We start from the raw sequence: 16,245 nt of genomic DNA, 5'->3' as shown, positions 1-16,245 counted from the left end.
GGGCGCTGCCCGCGGCGCCGTGGCGCGGTGAGGTTCAGCGGCCCAGGTCGATCGCGTATACCCCCAGCCCCTTGCCGGAGCCGTCGTCGTCACGCAGCACGCTGACGTTGGTGAGGCCGAGGGCCTGGGCCACCGAGAGCTTGCCGCTGGCCGACTTGAAGCTCACCGGGCCGGCCGTCGTTACCGGCGTGAAGCGCCAGCTGCGGGTGGCGCCATCGCTGGCCAGGGTCAGGTTGCGGCGGGCCTTGATGTACTCGATGAGCACATCCCGGTTGGCGTCGGGGGAGGCGTAGATCACGTTGCTGCCGTTGAGCCCCGGAAAGCCGCCGCCGCCCGAACCCCGGTAGTTGTTGGTCGCCACGATGAACTCCGTGGCGGTGTCGATCGGGGCGCCCTTGTAGAGCAGGTTGCGGATGCGGCTGCCGGCAGGCTGGGTCACGTCGATCTCGTAGCTCAGGTAGGCCGAGGTGAACACGTCGAAGTTGTAGCCCGGGAAGCTGGACACCAGCGGCTGCTCGGTGCTCAGCGTGGGGTCGATGCGGTTGAAGCGCTCGGCGCTCTTCTCCAGCCAGGCCTTGATGCCGGCCCCGGTCACCTTCACCGCATACACGGTGTTGGGGTAGAGGTAGAGGTCGGCGGCGTTGTTGATGGCGATGTGGCCGGCCTTCACATCGGTGAAGTCCGAGCCGCCGGCAAAGCCGCTCTTGAAGGGCGCGCTCACCGACAGTACCGGCAGGTTACGGTAGGCGGGCAGGTTGGCGGCCACGTAGCGCGCCACGTAGTCGGCCTGGGCGGCGTTCACGATCTGGATCGCCGACACATCGCCCACGTCGGCAAAGTAGGTGCTCATGCTGAAGTCCGACTGGCCGATCGGCGTCTTCACGTACTCGATGGCCGAGGCGTGCTCGGCCTGCACGGCGGCTGACACCACCGCGTCGGCGGCCACGTAGCTGCGGCTGGCCGGGTCGAGCAGGGTCTTGCGCAGGCTGACCTGGGTTTTGTCCTTCACCACGCTCCACTTGCCGTTCTTCACCGTCAGGCTCAGGTTGATCACGCCGATCGCCTTGCCCCAGTAGCTCGGCATCACCGCCGGCACGTCATGGAGGGTGCCCTTGACCTTGTCCACGCCGCTGGCGTTGCAGCTGGTGGTATTGCAGGCGGCGTTGGGAAATTCGCTGTGGGAGTGCCCCATCAGGATCGCGTCGATACCGGCCACCTTGGCCAGGTGGTAGTTGGCGTTCTCCATGGCCGGCGAATAGGCGCTGCTGTCGAAGCCCCCGTGGGAGGCGGCGATCACCAGGTCGGCGCCAGCCGCGCGGGCCATCGGCACGTACCTGGCCGCGCTCTCGACGACGCCCTGCACGTCCACCTTGCCGTCGAGCCAGCGCTTGTCCCAGGCCAGGATCCCCGGCGGCGTGAAGCCGATCACCGCCACCTTCACCACGCTCTCGAAGGGCCTGCCGTCCTTGTCGGTGCCGGTGATCTTCTTGTCCAGCATCAAGTAGGGCGGGTAGAGCGTCTTGCCGTCCTTGCGGCTGGTGACGTTGGCCAGCGCCAGCGGAAAGTCCGGGCCCTTGCACTTGGCCTGGGCCGCCAGCTCGGGCATGCCGTCCACATTGAAGCGGGTGCCGGTCACCTGGGCCAGGTAGGGCAGGCCGTAGTTGAACTCGTGGTTGCCCAGCGTCCCGGCGTCGTAGCCGATGGCGTCCATCGCCTTGTATGCGGCCAGCTTTTCGGTACAGGCCACCGGCGCCACCAGGGCCTGGTAGTCGGCCAGCGCGGTGCCCTGGATGGTGTCGCCGTTGTCGATCAGCAGCGTGTTGGCGAACTCCGCGCGGGCCTGGCGGATCAGCGTGGCGGTGCGCTCGAAGCCCACCGACTTGTCCTCGGCCAGCTTGAAATAGTCGTAGCCCAGCAGGTTGGCGTGGAGGTCGGTGGTTTCCAGCACGGCGAGCTGGGCCGTGGCCGACTCGGGCAGCGTCGTGGCGGTGTCGCTCCCGGCACAGCCGGCCAGCGCCAGCACGGAGGAGAGCAATAGACCCGATAGGGCCCGGCGGGGCGGCAGGTGGGCAGCAGGCATGGCAGCGGGGCAGGAGTTGGAAAGCCCCGGACACTAAGCAGGCTATGTGACAACGGGATGTGCCCCATGTGATGGTCGATCGACACCCTGGCCCGATCGCCCCGGAGGGGCGGCCCTCGTCACCTTGCCGCCACCGGTTGCGGGGATAATCATGGCGGCATGCCCCTCAACCCCCGCCCTCCAGGAGACCGCAGCGATGAACGACGCCGCCCAGCAGATCAAGCACTTCAACGCTGGCCGTGATCCGGAGCGGCTCGCCCTCAAGCTCGGCAAGATGCGTGCCGACCCCTTCATCTTCCTGCGCGGCAGCTGCCACCTGTTCTACGCCCGCCTGCCCCGGGAGCCGTTGTTCACCGCCGCGCCCCTGGCCTGGCTGTGCGGCGACCTCCACCTCGAAAACTTCGGCAGCTTCAAGGGCGACAACCGCCTCGCCTATTTCGACATCAACGACTTCGACGAAGCCATCCTCGCCCCCTGCACCCTGGACCTCGTGCGCTTCCTGGCCAGCGTGCAGTTGGGCGCCCGCAGCCTGGGGGTCACCCCGCCGGAGGCTGGCCTGCTGGGCCGCGTCTTCATCGACGCCTACGCCGCCGCCCTCGCCGAAGGCAAGGCCCGCTGGGTCGAGCGGGAGACGGCGGTCGGGTTGGTCAGGGACATCCTCGCCGGGCTCGGCGAGCGCAAGCGCCCGGCCTTCCTCGATACCCGCACCGAGCTCAAGGGCAAGCACCGCCGCATCCGCAGCGATGGCAAGAAGGCGCTGCCCGTCGACGACGCCCGGCGCGCCGACGTCGAAGCCTTCATCACCCGCTTCGCCAGTACCCGGCCCGACCCCGGTTTCTACAGGCCCCTCGACGTTGCCCGGCGCATCGCCGGTACCGGCAGCCTGGGGGTCGAGCGCTACATCGTGCTGGTCGAAGGCAAGGGCTCGCCCGATGGCAACTACCTGCTGGACCTCAAGGAGGCGCTGCCCTCGTCCCTGGCCCCCTGGGGTGCCGCGCCCCAGCCGCCCTGGCCCGACGAGGCGAGCCGCGTGGTCACGCTGCAGAAGCGCCTCCAGGCGATCCCCATGGCCTTCCTGCAGGCGGTTGAACTGAAGGGCAAGCCCTGCATCCTGCGCGGCCTGCAGCCCAGCGAGGACCGGGTGGCGCTGGACGCCTGGAACGGCAAGCTGCGCCGCCTCGAGGAAGTGCTCGGCACCATGGGCCAGGTGGTCGCCTGGGCCCACCTGCGCAGCGCCGGGCGCCAGGGCTCGGCGATCGCCGACGCCTTCGTGGATTTCGGGCAGCGTCGCGACTGGCAGGGGCCGCTCATCGAGCAAGCCGACTCCGCCGCCGCAATGGTGCTGGCCGACTGGCAGGCGTACTCGGCGGCCTTTGATGCGGGGTATTTTGCGTAGGAGGCTCTCCCTGCCCCGGAGCAGGCTCGCGGGGCGGCGAAGCGGGGCCCACAACAGCCTCCAAGGTCTGCGCGGGTGTCGGAAAATCTTACATGCCCGCCGTGGCGAAGGGCGGGCCGGCGTGTCCGGATGGCCGGTCGGGCAATAAAACCGGCGCCGAATCAAGGGTCTGGCGTGAAACCCCGGGCCGATGGAACAAAGCGTGCTTTATTTCACGGCGATCAACACAAAAAACCATCTCGCCTGCCACGCCCAGCGGCAACCGGATGCGCTGGCTGGACGGCCGCCCTTGGAGAGTCGTCGGTGGTCCGCAGGGGTCGGTGCGGAATGCTGGCGGAGGCATGGGATGCGCTACCGCGCCAGCCGACCGTTTTCGGGAGGGGAGATCATGCGTACGACGTTTCTCGAGTGGAAGCAGCGCCTGTCGCGCAGCGCGGCGGCGGTGGCGATGGCCGTGGTGCCGGGGGTGGCGGCGGCCCACGTGGATTATGCGGTGCTGTTCAGCGGTGGCTGGGACGCGGACAACAACGCCTCCCGCTATTACGACCAGACCCTGCGGATGTGGAACATCCTGACCGGCACCCTGGGGTTCAATCCGACCAACATCTATGTGCTGTTCGCCGACGGCACCTACACCGGGCAGGACCAGTGCATCGGCTACGCCCAGAACCCCGACGGCACCTGGAGCTGCAACGCCCACAAGGACTCCGACTGGTCGACGGTGGTGGCGGCCAATACGAGCGTGCTGATGGGCACGCCGGGCAAGCTGCACGATGTCCTGGGTTTTCTCGACACGGCCATGACCACCGATGACTCCTTTTATTTCTGGTCCTTCGATCACGGCGCCATCGACCCGAACCGCACCGACCCCAACGACGTGAAGCTGGTCGGCTGGGGCGGCAACATCGAGGACGACCAGCTGGCTTTGTGGGTGGAGCCCTTTGACGTGAAGGCCGAGATCTACGCCTTTGCCCAGTGCTATTCGGGTGGGATGGTGGATGACCTCGATCTTGCCGCCAACCCCAACCGCTTTGCCGCCTGGGCGGCCTCGGGCTGCGAGCCTTCGCTGGGCTATGGCTGGGCCGACGCCTGGGCCAGCGGCATCGAGGCAGGCTACCGGATGAGCCGGGACATCGGCCGCTACGCCGCCGACAACGACATCTACGGCCCCTTCGGCGCCGCATGCCAGGCCAACCCGGCAAACTGCGAGTCGCCGGGCTACGACGGAGCCAACATTCACATCGTGACCAACGAAATCCCCGAGCCGGCCGCCCTGCATCTCGCCGCCCTCGGCCTTGCCACGCTGGAGGGCATCCGGCGGCGGGGCGTGGGGGCAGGGCTCCCGCAGCTACGCACCCTGCATTGATTTCTTCGCTGAGGCTCAGTTAGCACGTCTCAACAAAACAACGAGTTGCGAAGCTGAGGTGGCTACAGGACAGTCAGAGCGTGATGTCGTTCGCGTAACTGCGGGAGCCCTGGGCGTGGGGGGGCGGCTGCCGCTGAAAGCCGGAACCAGACGCCGCTCGACCGGCGAGGGCATTAATCCGGACGATCACCGGCATCTTGATGATTTTCGGCGCTGCGTCTTAATCCCTTTCAAATCAGGGCATCAGTCCGGACCTCAGCTGGCCTGTCGATATTGCGGTCACCGGGGAAGTCTTAATCCCTTTCAAATCAGGGCATCAGTCCGGACGAGGCCGCGGTGATCGCCTTCTTCGGCCACGGCTGTCTTAATCCCTTTCAAATCAGGGCATCAGTCCGGACCCCGCGCAGCCTGTAAGGGGAGGGAGCAGCGGGCGTCTTAATCCCTTTCAAATCAGGGCATCAGTCCGGACCGTTCCGCTGATCGACCTCGACGCCCATAACGTCTTAATCCCTTTCAAATCAGGGCATCAGTCCGGACTTCACGGCGTGGTGGTCGGCTACAAAAAGGGCAGTCTTAATCCCTTTCAAATCAGGGCATCAGTCCGGACGAAATCCGGCGCCGAAGCGCATCCGGCGCGGTGGGTCTTAATCCCTTTCAAATCAGGGCATCAGTCCGGACTGCCGGCCTGTTCCACGCCTGCCTGGGAGCCTGGGTCTTAATCCCTTTCAAATCAGGGCATCAGTCCGGACAAAACCTTCGACAAACTTCACGCCGCGCTCGTGTCTTAATCCCTTTCAAATCAGGGCATCAGTCCGGACACGCCCAAACAGTTGTCGTGCCGGAGATGCCTTGTCTTAATCCCTTTCAAATCAGGGCATCAGTCCGGACCATCGAAGAGGGGCGGCTGTTCGACGCCGACGAGTCTTAATCCCTTTCAAATCAGGGCATCAGTCCGGACTGTTCGACGCCGACGATTACGCAGAGGCGTACAGTCTTAATCCCTTTCAAATCAGGGCATCAGTCCGGACGAGCTGCAATGCAATCACCGCCGCGCAAGCGGCGTCTTAATCCCTTTCAAATCAGGGCATCAGTCCGGACTGCTGTGGAAGAACAACCCAGCGAACACCCTGGAGTCTTAATCCCTTTCAAATCAGGGCATCAGTCCGGACGATTGTGCTGGCGATGTTTATCGGGTTGGAATAGTCTTAATCCCTTTCAAATCAGGGCATCAGTCCGGACGAAAGACTGACGAAGCTTGCCGGCGACAAGGGTCTTAATCCCTTTCAAATCAGGGCATCAGTCCGGACACGGCTTACGCCGTGGGTGTCGCCATCCTCGGGGGTCTTAATCCCTTTCAAATCAGGGCATCAGTCCGGACCCGCCCAGAAGCCGAAACCCTGCCCGTCGCGACCGGTCTTAATCCCTTTCAAATCAGGGCATCAGTCCGGACCTCGCCAAGTCTTTGATGTCGCGGGCCACCGAATCCGTCTTAATCCCTTTCAAATCAGGGCATCAGTCCGGACGAAGAACCTCATCATCTCCGCGCTGCTGGCAGTCTTAATCCCTTTCAAATCAGGGCATCAGTCCGGACAGGCCACCAGATCAAGCCGGCGGATGCGGTCGAGTCTTAATCCCTTTCAAATCAGGGCATCAGTCCGGACGTCGGCCCGGGCTGCGACAACTGCTATGCCGAAGGTCTTAATCCCTTTCAAATCAGGGCATCAGTCCGGACTCCCGCTTAACCGCTGCCGTGCTTTTTGAGCACGTCTTAATCCCTTTCAAATCAGGGCATCAGTCCGGACCGCCAGCAAGGCTCAGGAGAAGGTCAAGGACTTGTCTTAATCCCTTTCAAATCAGGGCATCAGTCCGGACGCCCGCCGGATCGCGGCTGAGGCCGCGAAGGCCTGTCTTAATCCCTTTCAAATCAGGGCATCAGTCCGGACCTAGCCGCGCGCGTCATGGACAACGCCGCGGCTGAGTCTTAATCCCTTTCAAATCAGGGCATCAGTCCGGACCCTCCTGGGCGCGCCTGTTCGATTGCGCCCACTCATGTCTTAATCCCTTTCAAATCAGGGCATCAGTCCGGACTTGATGAGCTTGTTAATTTCGTGGCGGACTACTTGTCTTAATCCCTTTCAAATCAGGGCATCAGTCCGGACCCGTTCTTTAAAAAATAGCTAGCTTGTCCTTTCACGTCTTAATCCCTTTCAAATCAGGGCATCAGTCCGGACTGCTCGCTTGAAAAAACGCCGCAAAATCAGCTGTCTGCAGAGGGGGTTCCCAGGGGTGGGAGTGGTTGCGGGAGCGGATTGTCACGGCGGGTTTCCGAGCGTGTCGTGGGGGGCATCGTAGCACGGTGGCGGCGCGTGGTTCATGCGCGCTTGCGCCCGGCTGCCTGGAGCAGTTGCTGCAGGCCGGGCGAGGCGGGGGAGAGAAGGAGCACGTCGCCGGGCGAGCCGCCGCGGCCCAGGGTGTCGAGGCCAAGGTGCTCGGGTAGCTGGTAGCCGCGCACATCGTCGTGGTCGGGGTCGATCAGCTCCTCGATGTCGGCCATCAGGCGCCCCATCAGCGCCGCGCTGCCCTCGAAGTGGAACACCGAGTATTGAACCGGCGTGGCTCGCCGGACGAGAAAACGGTGCAGGCGCACCAAGCGTTTGGGGTCGGTGATGTCGTAAGTGATCAACCAGCCCCGAGGGGCGTTTATAGCCATGCTTCGATCTCCCGGGCGAGATGGCGCTTGAGGTCGCCCAGATGCTGCAGCAGGCGGCCCTCCCGCTGGTGGGCCCAGCCCTCGAACAGGCGCGCCAGCACGCTGCCCTGGTCGGCGGCGGCGGGGAGGGTGCCGCAGTCCAGGTTGAGTTCCGCCCACAGCAGGGCGGCCAGTTCGGCCGCCAGCTCCAGGCGGCTGGCGTTGAAGCCCCAGTAGCACGCCTGCAGCCCCTCGCGGTGCAGATGGTCGAGGGCCAGCGCGTGGCACCAGCCTTCGCCGCCCGCAGCGAAGGCCAGGGGATGTTCGCCGTTGTAAACATAGCTGCGCTTCAGCTCCTGGAAACCGGCCGCGTCCAGCCCATGGCCGCCTTCGGCCGCGCGCCGGGCGCAGGTGACGAGCGTCTCCAGCCGGCGGTGCGCCCGCCAGTCGGCAAAGCGCCGGGGCCAGTCGGGCAGCTCCAGGTAGGTCTCGATCAGTGTCGCAAACGGCAGCGGTTGGTCGTAGTGGCTCTGGGTGGTGCCCAGCGCGTGGCCATGGCTGTCCACCCAGGTGATCGGCACGCCGCGGCCAAGGCACAGCGCCAGCGCCGCGCCGCTCCAGGTGAGGTGGCGGGTGCAGATGACGCGGCATACCCGCGCCAGCGGAAAACGCATCAGGCTGCCCGCGCCCTTGTGCAGGATCAGGTGGTCCGCGCCGGCATCCATCCGTGCGGCCGCTGTGCCCATCAGGTACAAGGGCTTGCGTGGGGGCTGGTCGGCCGGGGCCTTGAGATGGCGGGTGAGCGTGGTCATGGTCAGAACGCCTCGTCGTCGTCGGGTTGTTCGAGCCAGGGCTCGCCCTCGGCGCGCAGCTGGCGAGCAAGCCGGGCGCAACCTTGCCGCAGCCAGCGGCGGGGCAAGGGGGCGAACCTTTCCCAGCCGGCGTAGAAGTGGCTGCGCCCCGTCTTGCCCAGCAGGCAGGCCCCCTTGTCGGCGCTGAAGTGCTCGGGGCGCAGTGGGCCCGGGCTGAACTGCTGCCAGACCCATTCATCGATGGCGGGGCGCAGGGGCTCGATGAGGTCGCAGGCCAGCGACTCGCGGCCGAAGGCCGGGCGATGGTAGAAGCCCAGCAGCGGGTCGAGCCCGGCGGCGTGAGCCATCCGCACCGCCTCGAAGTGCAGCAGGGTGTAGGCCAGCGACAGGCAGGCATTGACGGGGTCGCGGGGCGGGCGGCGGTTGCGCCCGGCAAAGCCGAGCTCGGGGGCGAACAGGGCCGTGTAGCCGTGGAAGTAGGCGCGGGCGGCGCTCCCTTCGAGCCCGCGCAGGCGGGGGCTGGCGGTGCCTTCCACCTGCGCCTGGGCCAGCGCCTCGGCAATGCCGCCGCGGGCGTCGAACAGGGCTTTGCGCGTGTCCGGGCGGCGGGCCTCGGCGGCCAACAGCAGGCGATGCTGGCGGCGCAGCTTGGCCACCACCAGCTGGCGCGCCCACGCGTCGCAAAAATCCGGGTCTGTCACTCGCCGGCCCTGCGCCAGGCGGACCGCCGCGTCGTTGTGGGCGGGGCCGAGCACGATCGCCACCTGCCGGCCGGCGCGCGGGCTGAGCAGCAGGGTGGCGGCGCCGGCCTCGGCCAGCTTGATCAGCACGGCGCTGTCGAGCCGGGTGCGGGCGCCCTGGATCACTAACCGGTCGAGGAGGCGCAGGGGCACCGTCTGGCGGCGGGTGCCGTTTTCGTAGAGGACGAGGGCGCCTTCGGAGACACGTACTTCGAGGTCGGCGCGGTCGAGCAGCAGCATGGCCATGGTGTTTACCCCACGTAAAAGTAATCCGGGTCGGCGGGCTGCGCCGCCACGCCGAGCGCATAGGTGCGGGCGCTGGGGTCGAGGCGCAGTAGAAAGAAGCGGTCTTCATCCTCGTCCAGCAGCAGAGCCATGTTATGGAGGAGCTCGAAGCGCTCGGCGCGGGTCAGAAAGACCTCATGCACTGACTTCTGCCCGCCGGTGGCGTAGCCCCTCACCAGGGCCAGGGCGGCGGCGAGGCGGCGCGGGCTCGAGATGTCGTAGGCGGCAAGGTAAAAATCACGCGAGGGCATGATGGGTGCCTGCAGGATGGGGTGGGTGCCCTCATCATGCCCACCGCGCCGCGCGAGGGGGTGGGATGGCAAGCTTGCGGTGGGGCGAAGCGGATGACGCCTGTTTGAGGAGGGGGCTCGTCGATGGCGGACCCCGGGCCTAAAAAAGGCGCCCGAGTGGAGCGCCTTGTGTGCTGGCTCAGTGGGTAACTGAGCGGCTAACTGAGCGGCTACCGAGGGGCCTCTGCTTTGTGAGAGCCGCCCGGCACCGCGTCAGGCTTCGGGCGGCTTGGGCTTGCTGCCGCCCTTCTTGCGCTCGGATTTCTTCTTCATTCCCAGCGCAGCGTATTCGTTGGAGTCGTCGCCGTACTGGGCGCAGACCGAATCCTTGACGCCGAGCATCTTGCCGTGGGCTATCTGTTCGCTGGTGGCGAGCTTGTCACGGGCGGCGTCGAGGGCCACCTGGGCGCGCACGAAGGCGGCCTGGTCGGCAAAGAGCTCCGCGAAGGCGGCGTCGACCGCTTCGCGCGAGAGCTTGGGATCGGGGGGCGCGTAGCCTTGGATGGTGGCGAGGGCGTGGTAGGCCTGAATGTCGTCGGCGAGAATCTGGGCCGGGACGCGACCGCTGGGCGTTTTGCTCATGCTTTCCTCCGGGTGCGGAATATTGGAATGGGGTGTATCTGTTTAGGGTATAAAATTATCACTATGGGTTTTTTGGCGCAAGCCGTATGCATCGAGAGGGCTTTGCAGGGGCACGCGGCGGCGGGAGGCGGGGGGCCGATGGCGGCTCACCCCGCCGTGATCGTGTTACACGGCCGCGTGCCCCGATCGGGCCGGTGTGTATCCGTGGCGCAGGGCTGTGTGATGCGGGCAAGCGGGCATGGAGTGCGATCACTGGCCGGTGTCGATCAAGCACGGGGCCGTGGAATGCCGCGACAAGGGCGTGCATGGTCGATGCACGCCCTTGTGATGCGAGGACGATAGCAAAAACTCGAACCACAGGCCCGTTTGATTCAAATCTTCGCTATCGTGATCGAGAAACAACAGGGCTGGCTCGCATCACATCGCCTTGCATTGATGAAACACCCTCTCGAATCACGATCACACGGCCCTGCATTACGATCACAAGGGCTCGAATCGCGATCACACGGGCGTGTGCCTCAATCATGGGGGCTCGAATCACCCTCCCACGCCCGTGTGAAACCGAAACAGCCCCTGACACTCCCAATCCCTTTTATATCAGGGCATGTGTCCGGACACCCAGCGCCAGCGAACCGCGGGAAATCTCGCTGTCTTAATCCCTTTGATATCAGGGCATGTGTCCGGACCCTGCAGATGTTCAAAGGCACGGTCATGGAAGTGTCTTAATCCCTTTGATATCAGGGCATGTGTCCGGACAGCCGGCCTCCTTCGAGCTTCGCATCTCAAGCGTGTCTTAATCCCTTTGATATCAGGGCATGTGTCCGGACGATCCTGGCAGGCCAGAAGACGCAGACGCGCCGGTCTTAATCCCTTTGATATCAGGGCATGTGTCCGGACCCAAGCTGAAGTCACCAAAATCGCTGAAATCATGCGTCTTAATCCCTTTGATATCAGGGCATGTGTCCGGACCCTTCATGAGTGCGCCCAAACAAGAAATGCCGTCTTAATCCCTTTGATATCAGGGCATGTGTCCGGACTCATTGGCATCAACTTCTGTTACGAAGGTCGAAAGTCTTAATCCCTTTGATATCAGGGCATGTGTCCGGACGGTGGGCGCGGATCATTAATAGCCACCTGCAATGTCTTAATCCCTTTGATATCAGGGCATGTGTCCGGACTGCTCGATCAGAAAAACCCATTTAAAACAGGCCCCTGCAGAGACGGTTGCCAGGTTTTGGGCGGGTTTGGGAGCGGATTGTCTGAGCAAGGCTTTGTCCTTTCTGATGCTGGATCTTAGCACGGTGAGGGCGTCGGGTCTGATGGGGCGGCGGAGGGATGGGCCAGGCGATAGCGGCCCAGCCCGAGCGTCGCGTTCTTGCCCACGTGCAGCCATTCGCCGAGCCGCAGCCAGGGCAGCAGGGGACCGAGTTCGCCGGTGAGGGTCCAGCTGCCCAGCGCGCCGCCGAGGGTCATCTCCTGCCGCTGGCGGCTGGAGTAGCGTGACCAGTCGTGCCAGTGAAGTTCGAGTTGTTGCCCGAGGTGGGTGGCGTGCTGGACGAGGGCCGGGGCGTCGGGGATGAGGCCGGGGCGGCCGGCGTGGAATTCGGCCAGCAGGGTGATGCGGCGCAGGAGGTCGGCGGCCAGCTTGCGTGGGGTGAGCGCCGGGGGGCGCACCGGCTGGCCCTGGTGCTGGAGCCGCAGGGGGGTGTCGAAGACGAGCTGCGCCTGGGTGGCGCCGGCGTCGGCCTGGGTGGGGGCGACGGCGAAGCGGGCGTCGTGGGCGGCGATGGCCGCCGCCGCGGGCTGCCAGATCTCGGCCCAGGCCGGCTCTGCCCCGTCCGCCCTGCGCTGCACCTCGATGCGCGCAAGACGGCCGGCGGCGCGCTGGGGGCCCAGGCCCTGTTCGACGGCCCGCTGCAGCGCAAGGCTGATGAGCGGCAGGTGGCTGAGGGCGTGGCCGAACAGCACGAGGTTGAAACACAGCGTTTCGCCCGCGCCGATGGGAGGACTGCCCAGGGGGGGCGGTTCGATGACGTAGGGGTTGGGGATGTGGCTGAACCGCTGCATGTCGTGCGTGACGGGCGCCGGCGCCTCGAACACGGCCGGGTAGGGGCATGTGGCGCGCAGGGGGCAGCCGTCGCAGCGGGCGGCGCCGGTCATGCAGCTGACCCGGCGCAGGGCAGCGCCGAACTGCCCGCGCAGCAGGGAGCCGGCGTAGGGGGGCAGGCGCAGCGGGGCGTCCATGCGGAAGCTGTAGCGGTAGCGGGCGAGGGGGAGGTGGGTCATGGCGAGTGTTCAGGTGGCGATGCTGCGGACGCGTTTAAGGCGCTCTTCAAGGTAGGTTTTCAGGGAGGCTTCCATGGCGATCACGCTCTGGATCTCCCCAAAAGAAGAGCGGCTGCCGTGGGAGAGGGCATTACGCAGTTCTCGCAGGTCACGATAGGCGGATTGCGCTGGCGTCAGGGTTCGGTTGCGGCCCGCACGGCGGATCTCATCGTCGAGTTCCGTCTTCATCATGTTGCGGTGCTCGTAGCTCATCGGATCGAGCCCTCCCCGTATCTGAACGAGGCGAGAAACGATTGACTCGAAGCCGAGCGTGGCGGCACGAAGATAGTCACCTTTGGCCAAGTATTCTTCGGCCAGCTTCTCCTGGCGGTCTGTAAAGGTTTGGTGCTCGACCCAGGCGGTCCGCGCATCGAGTTGATCGCGAAACAGCGCAAATGTGGGCGACATCGACCCGGGCTGTTGTGCCCGAAAATCCCGCAGGGGCGCGCGGGCCTGCCCAACCTGATTGGTACGCTCCAGAAAGGCTGCGCGGTGGAGCTGCTCGGCGGCATTCGGTTGCCCGGCGCGCTCGAACAACGGGGCAAAGGCACTGTAGTCGCCCGCCTTGTCGAAGGTGGCCAGGGCGTCTACCCAGTCGAGCATTTCGAGCATGCCCCCCAGCTTGAGAACGGGCGTGTTGCCCTCGGGGGTGCTCATGCCCAGGGCCCCGTAGTAGATGTCCTGCACCTTGACCTTGCGCACGCGGCTGAGGTAGCGCGCGGCCACGAGGGCAAGCATGGGGAGGTGCCGGAAGGCGTGGGTGACATCGAGAACGACTTGCTCGCCTGCCGTCAGGCTCTCGGCGAGGCCCGCGAGTATTTCGGCCTGCTCTGCTTCGTTGCGTGCGAACGAGATCAGTTGGCACTTCACCGGGATCTGGAGCTTGGCTTCGAGGCGTATGGCGTGTTCTTGCAGGTGTTCGTTGGTAACTGCTTGCGCTTCGGTCGCCTCCATCAAACGGATCTGGGCGTCGTCGCTACCAGGGGTCTCGCTCTGGAAGAAAACGTCCCACATGCTGCCCGAGGTGCCCAGCAAGATCAGTCGCTCGGGCCGCAGGTAGTTGCGGAGTGCAAGGCCAAAAAAGGGCTCTTCGTGGAGGGTGCCATCTTCAAATTGATAGCGCGCATGGGCGTAGCCCCTGCTTTGTTTGCCCAGAAAACTGATGAGGGTGGTCATTGGGGGCTCCGGTGGAGGGTTCAGGGGGTGGCGGGTTTTGCGACGTAGGCTTCGAGCCGCGCGCCGTAGCGTTCGAGTTCGTCGGCCGTGAGCTCCCGCCCGCGTGCTTCGGCGGGCAGGTCGAGGGAGAGGTGGAGGTAGCGCCCGCCGCGGGCGCAGACGCGGGCGACGAGGTTCACCGGCAGGGTGCCGATCACGGTGTCGCCGGGGGCGATCTGCTCGGGGGCCAGGTGGGCGAGCTGGCGGTCGACGGCCAGCCCCCGGCGCTGGGCCCAGGCGACGGCGCCGGGGTGACGGGTGACGAACCAGGTGGTCATGCCACGTCTCCGGCCAGCATGTTCATGATCAGGCGGATGAGCACGTCCTTCTCGGCGGGGCGCGACTGGGCCACGAGCAGCGACAGGGCGGCGAGGCCGACGTCGTTGACCACCGGGCTGCCATCGGCACCGAAGAGGCGGCCGTTGTGGTGCAGGAAGCCGGCGAACAGGAGGGCGCCGATGCGCTTGTTGCCGTCGGCGAATGGGTGGTTCTTGACGACGAAGTAGAGCAGGTGGGCAGCGCGGGATTCCAGCGTGGGGTAGGCCGGCGCGCCGAAGGCGGTCTGGTCGAGGTTGCCCAGCAGGGCAGCGAGGCCGTCGTCGCGTTCGAGGCCGAACAGCGCGCTGGCCTGCCCCTTGGCCACCAGGTCGGCCTTGAGGGTGGCAATGCCGGCGCGGGCTTCGTCGAGGGGCGGCAACGCGCCGCCGGGGTGGCCGCGCGGGTCGGTGAGCAGGCCCTCGTCGTAGCGTTGCAGCCACAGGAAGGTCTGCGTGTAGCGCACCACGATCTCGGCCAGCCCGCTGCCGGCCTCGCGCGCCAGCTCGACGTTGGAGAGGGTGCGGCGGACGAGCCGCAGCGCGGCTTCGAGTTCGCGGGCGTTGTGTTCGAGGCGCTGGCGGTCGAGGGCGTAGCCGCGGACGAGGTAGTCCTTGAGGATGCGGCTGGCCCATTGGCGGAACTGCACGCCTCTTTTGGAGTTGACGCGGTAGCCGACCGACAGGATTGCGTCGAGGTTGAAGAACCGTGTCTGGTAGGTTTTTCCGTCGCCCGCAGTCTGTGCAAATTTTGCACAGACTGATTCCTCGACCAGTTCCTCATCCCTGAATACGTTGCGGAGGTGCTTGGTGATCACCGAGCGCTCGCGCTCGAAGAGGCGTGCCATCTGCTCCTGCGAGAGCCAGACGCTCTCATGCTCGATCCGCACTTCGATGCTTCCGCTCCCGGTTTCAAAAAAGGCCAGCTCGTTCATGGGTCACTCGCCCCGCAGCGCAGCGAGCTGCAGTTTTTTGCGGGCGTCTTTCCAGTCGTCCTTGCGGTCGAGCTTTTCAATGACCAGAGGCAGCCACTTTTGCAGCGCTTCGGCGAGTTGCAGGCGATCGTCCGCGCTCCAGCCGCCGTCGGCGGCCAGGGCTTGTTTGCTGGCCGCCAAGGCTGCGGCATACAGTCCGTTACCGGGATTGAGGGGGTCCTTGCGGCCGGATCTTTGTTTTTGCTCGCAGCTTTCGACGAAGTCGGCGATCGCCAGCGCCTGTTGCGAGAGGCCGTCCCTGGCGGCCTGGCGTGCCGCTTGCTCGGCGGCCTCGGCTCGGTCGGCGGCGTTTCGTGCGAGCTTCTTGCGCAGCGCCTCGTCCTGGCCGATGCGCCCGTAGCCCACCGCCGTCTTGGCGCCGAAGCCCAGCCATTCGCCGGCGAGGTCGATGGCGGCTTCGATGAGCGCGCGCCAGCCGTCGCGCAGCTCGGCGTGGTCGGCGGGGATCAGGGCGGGGTTGCACTGCACGTACAGGGTGCAGTGGCTACCGGCCGCCACGGCGAGGAAGGGGATCGGGGTGGGCTGCTCGTTGGCGTGGGGGTGGCCGTCGTGCTGGAGGTACTGGCTGTGGTGGGGGGTCATGATCTCCACCGCGAGCAGCGGGGCCTTGTCGCTGGGGGGCTGGAAGAAGAGGTCCCAGAACATCAGCGCGCCGCGGCGGGCGTGGGTGTCGCGCTCGGGGTTCTCTTCGCCGGGGCCGAACAGGAGGTCGATGGCCGTTTGATCCCAGCCGCAGGTGTCGCCCCACTCGCCGCTCTCGAGTTCTTCGGCGGCGCGGCGCAGTACGCCCTTGACGCCGCTGCCGGCCAGGTAGGGCAAGCCGTGGGGGGTGAGGAAGGCGAAGCCGTTCTCGAGGGGGTGCTCGTTGCCGAGGCCGGTGGCGAGGGGGGCCGTGAGGCGGGCGGGGTGGGTGAGCAGCAGCTTTTCGCCGATGGCGCTGGCGAGCACCTGCTGGCGGGCGCAGAGGGCGCGCAGGGCCTTGCGGCTGTGGTCGGGCAGGGCGCCGGCGACGGTGCGGAACAAGCCGGTCTTGCCGTCACGCGGGATGGAGAAGTCTTCCCGCCAACCGTCGAAGTACAGCCCGAAGCGGTGGCCGGGCGGGCAGTCGTCGAAGCGGGCGTGGCGGGTGAGGTAGTCGGGCAGGGCGTAGCTCATG

13 protein-coding genes and 2 CRISPR repeat arrays are annotated in these 16,245 nt (G+C 65.9%); of the genes, 2 read left to right on the top strand and 11 right to left on the bottom strand.

The genetic code is table 11. The features are described from left to right. Window positions 1-34: 34 nt before the first annotated feature. Window positions 35-2,080, bottom strand: a complete 2,046-nt coding sequence (locus ACE3OU_RS06650; protein ID WP_374240759.1) for a bifunctional 2',3'-cyclic-nucleotide 2'-phosphodiesterase/3'-nucleotidase — start codon at window positions 2,078-2,080, stop codon at window positions 35-37. A 196-nt stretch (window positions 2,081-2,276) separates the two neighbouring features. Here ACE3OU_RS06650 and ACE3OU_RS06645 point away from each other — a divergent pair, with 196 nt between their 5' ends. Together ACE3OU_RS06645 and ACE3OU_RS06640 are read left to right on the top strand one after the other, a co-directional pair. After that, window positions 2,277-3,476 carry a DUF2252 domain-containing protein gene (locus ACE3OU_RS06645; protein WP_374240758.1) on the top strand — a complete coding sequence of 400 codons (1,200 nt, stop codon included), beginning with the start codon at window positions 2,277-2,279 and terminating at the stop codon, window positions 3,474-3,476. Between the two features lie 388 nt (window positions 3,477-3,864). Then, window positions 3,865-4,842, top strand: coding sequence for a hypothetical protein (locus ACE3OU_RS06640; protein WP_374240757.1), 978 nt, complete (start codon window positions 3,865-3,867; stop codon window positions 4,840-4,842). Between the two features lie 217 nt (window positions 4,843-5,059). After that, window positions 5,060-7,073: a CRISPR direct-repeat array (repeat unit 37 nt; unit sequence GTCTTAATCCCTTTCAAATCAGGGCATCAGTCCGGAC). A 140-nt stretch (window positions 7,074-7,213) separates the two neighbouring features. Here the strand turns inward: ACE3OU_RS06640 and ACE3OU_RS06635 are convergent. From ACE3OU_RS06635 to cmr6, 10 genes are all read right to left on the bottom strand, one after another. Further along, entirely contained in the window at window positions 7,214-7,552 is a 339-nt protein-coding gene (locus tag ACE3OU_RS06635; RefSeq protein ID WP_374240756.1) for a CRISPR-associated endonuclease Cas2, read from the bottom strand. Beyond that, window positions 7,543-8,343 (bottom strand): CRISPR-associated endonuclease Cas1, encoded by an 801-nt coding sequence (locus tag ACE3OU_RS06630; protein WP_374240755.1) that lies wholly within the window; start codon window positions 8,341-8,343, stop codon window positions 7,543-7,545. The genes ACE3OU_RS06635 and ACE3OU_RS06630 overlap by 10 nt, the downstream gene beginning before the upstream one ends. A gap of 2 nt (window positions 8,344-8,345) precedes the next feature. Further along, complete coding sequence (gene cas1, locus ACE3OU_RS06625; RefSeq protein WP_374240754.1) at window positions 8,346-9,329, bottom strand: CRISPR-associated endonuclease Cas1; 984 nt, start codon at window positions 9,327-9,329, stop codon at window positions 8,346-8,348. 5 nt (window positions 9,330-9,334) lie between these two features. Beyond that, window positions 9,335-9,619 (bottom strand): CRISPR-associated protein Cas2, encoded by a 285-nt coding sequence (locus tag ACE3OU_RS06620; protein WP_374240753.1) that lies wholly within the window; start codon window positions 9,617-9,619, stop codon window positions 9,335-9,337. A 252-nt stretch (window positions 9,620-9,871) separates the two neighbouring features. Further along, entirely contained in the window at window positions 9,872-10,240 is a 369-nt protein-coding gene (locus ACE3OU_RS06615) for a hypothetical protein (RefSeq protein WP_374240752.1), read from the bottom strand. A 579-nt stretch (window positions 10,241-10,819) separates the two neighbouring features. Next, window positions 10,820-11,418: a CRISPR direct-repeat array (repeat unit 37 nt; unit sequence GTCTTAATCCCTTTGATATCAGGGCATGTGTCCGGAC). A 115-nt stretch (window positions 11,419-11,533) separates the two neighbouring features. Next, entirely contained in the window at window positions 11,534-12,526 is a 993-nt protein-coding gene (cas6, locus tag ACE3OU_RS06610) for a CRISPR system precrRNA processing endoribonuclease RAMP protein Cas6 (RefSeq protein ID WP_374240751.1), read from the bottom strand. Window positions 12,527-12,535: 9 nt separating this feature from the next. Next, the gene (gene csx2, locus ACE3OU_RS06605; RefSeq protein WP_374240750.1) at window positions 12,536-13,741 is read right to left on the bottom strand and encodes a TIGR02221 family CRISPR-associated protein; all 1,206 of its coding nucleotides are present in this window, start codon (window positions 13,739-13,741) and stop codon (window positions 12,536-12,538) included. 20 nt (window positions 13,742-13,761) lie between these two features. After that, window positions 13,762-14,058 carry a CRISPR-associated protein Csx16 gene (csx16, locus tag ACE3OU_RS06600; protein WP_374240749.1) on the bottom strand — a complete coding sequence of 99 codons (297 nt, stop codon included), beginning with the start codon at window positions 14,056-14,058 and terminating at the stop codon, window positions 13,762-13,764. Further along, window positions 14,055-15,029, bottom strand: a complete 975-nt coding sequence (rhuM, locus tag ACE3OU_RS06595; protein WP_374240748.1) for a RhuM family protein — start codon at window positions 15,027-15,029, stop codon at window positions 14,055-14,057. Before rhuM ends, csx16 begins: the two co-directional genes overlap by 4 nt. A gap of 3 nt (window positions 15,030-15,032) precedes the next feature. Further along, complete coding sequence (gene cmr6 / locus ACE3OU_RS06590) at window positions 15,033-16,244, bottom strand: type III-B CRISPR module RAMP protein Cmr6 (protein ID WP_374240747.1); 1,212 nt, start codon at window positions 16,242-16,244, stop codon at window positions 15,033-15,035. Window position 16,245: the final 1 nt, after the last annotated feature.

Source organism: Zoogloea sp. (assembly GCF_041908905.1).
In the GTDB taxonomy this organism is placed as follows: domain Bacteria; phylum Pseudomonadota; class Gammaproteobacteria; order Burkholderiales; family Rhodocyclaceae; genus Zoogloea.
The sequence above is the reverse complement of the archived record's forward strand: the minus strand, read 5'-3'. Positions and strand labels throughout refer to the sequence as shown.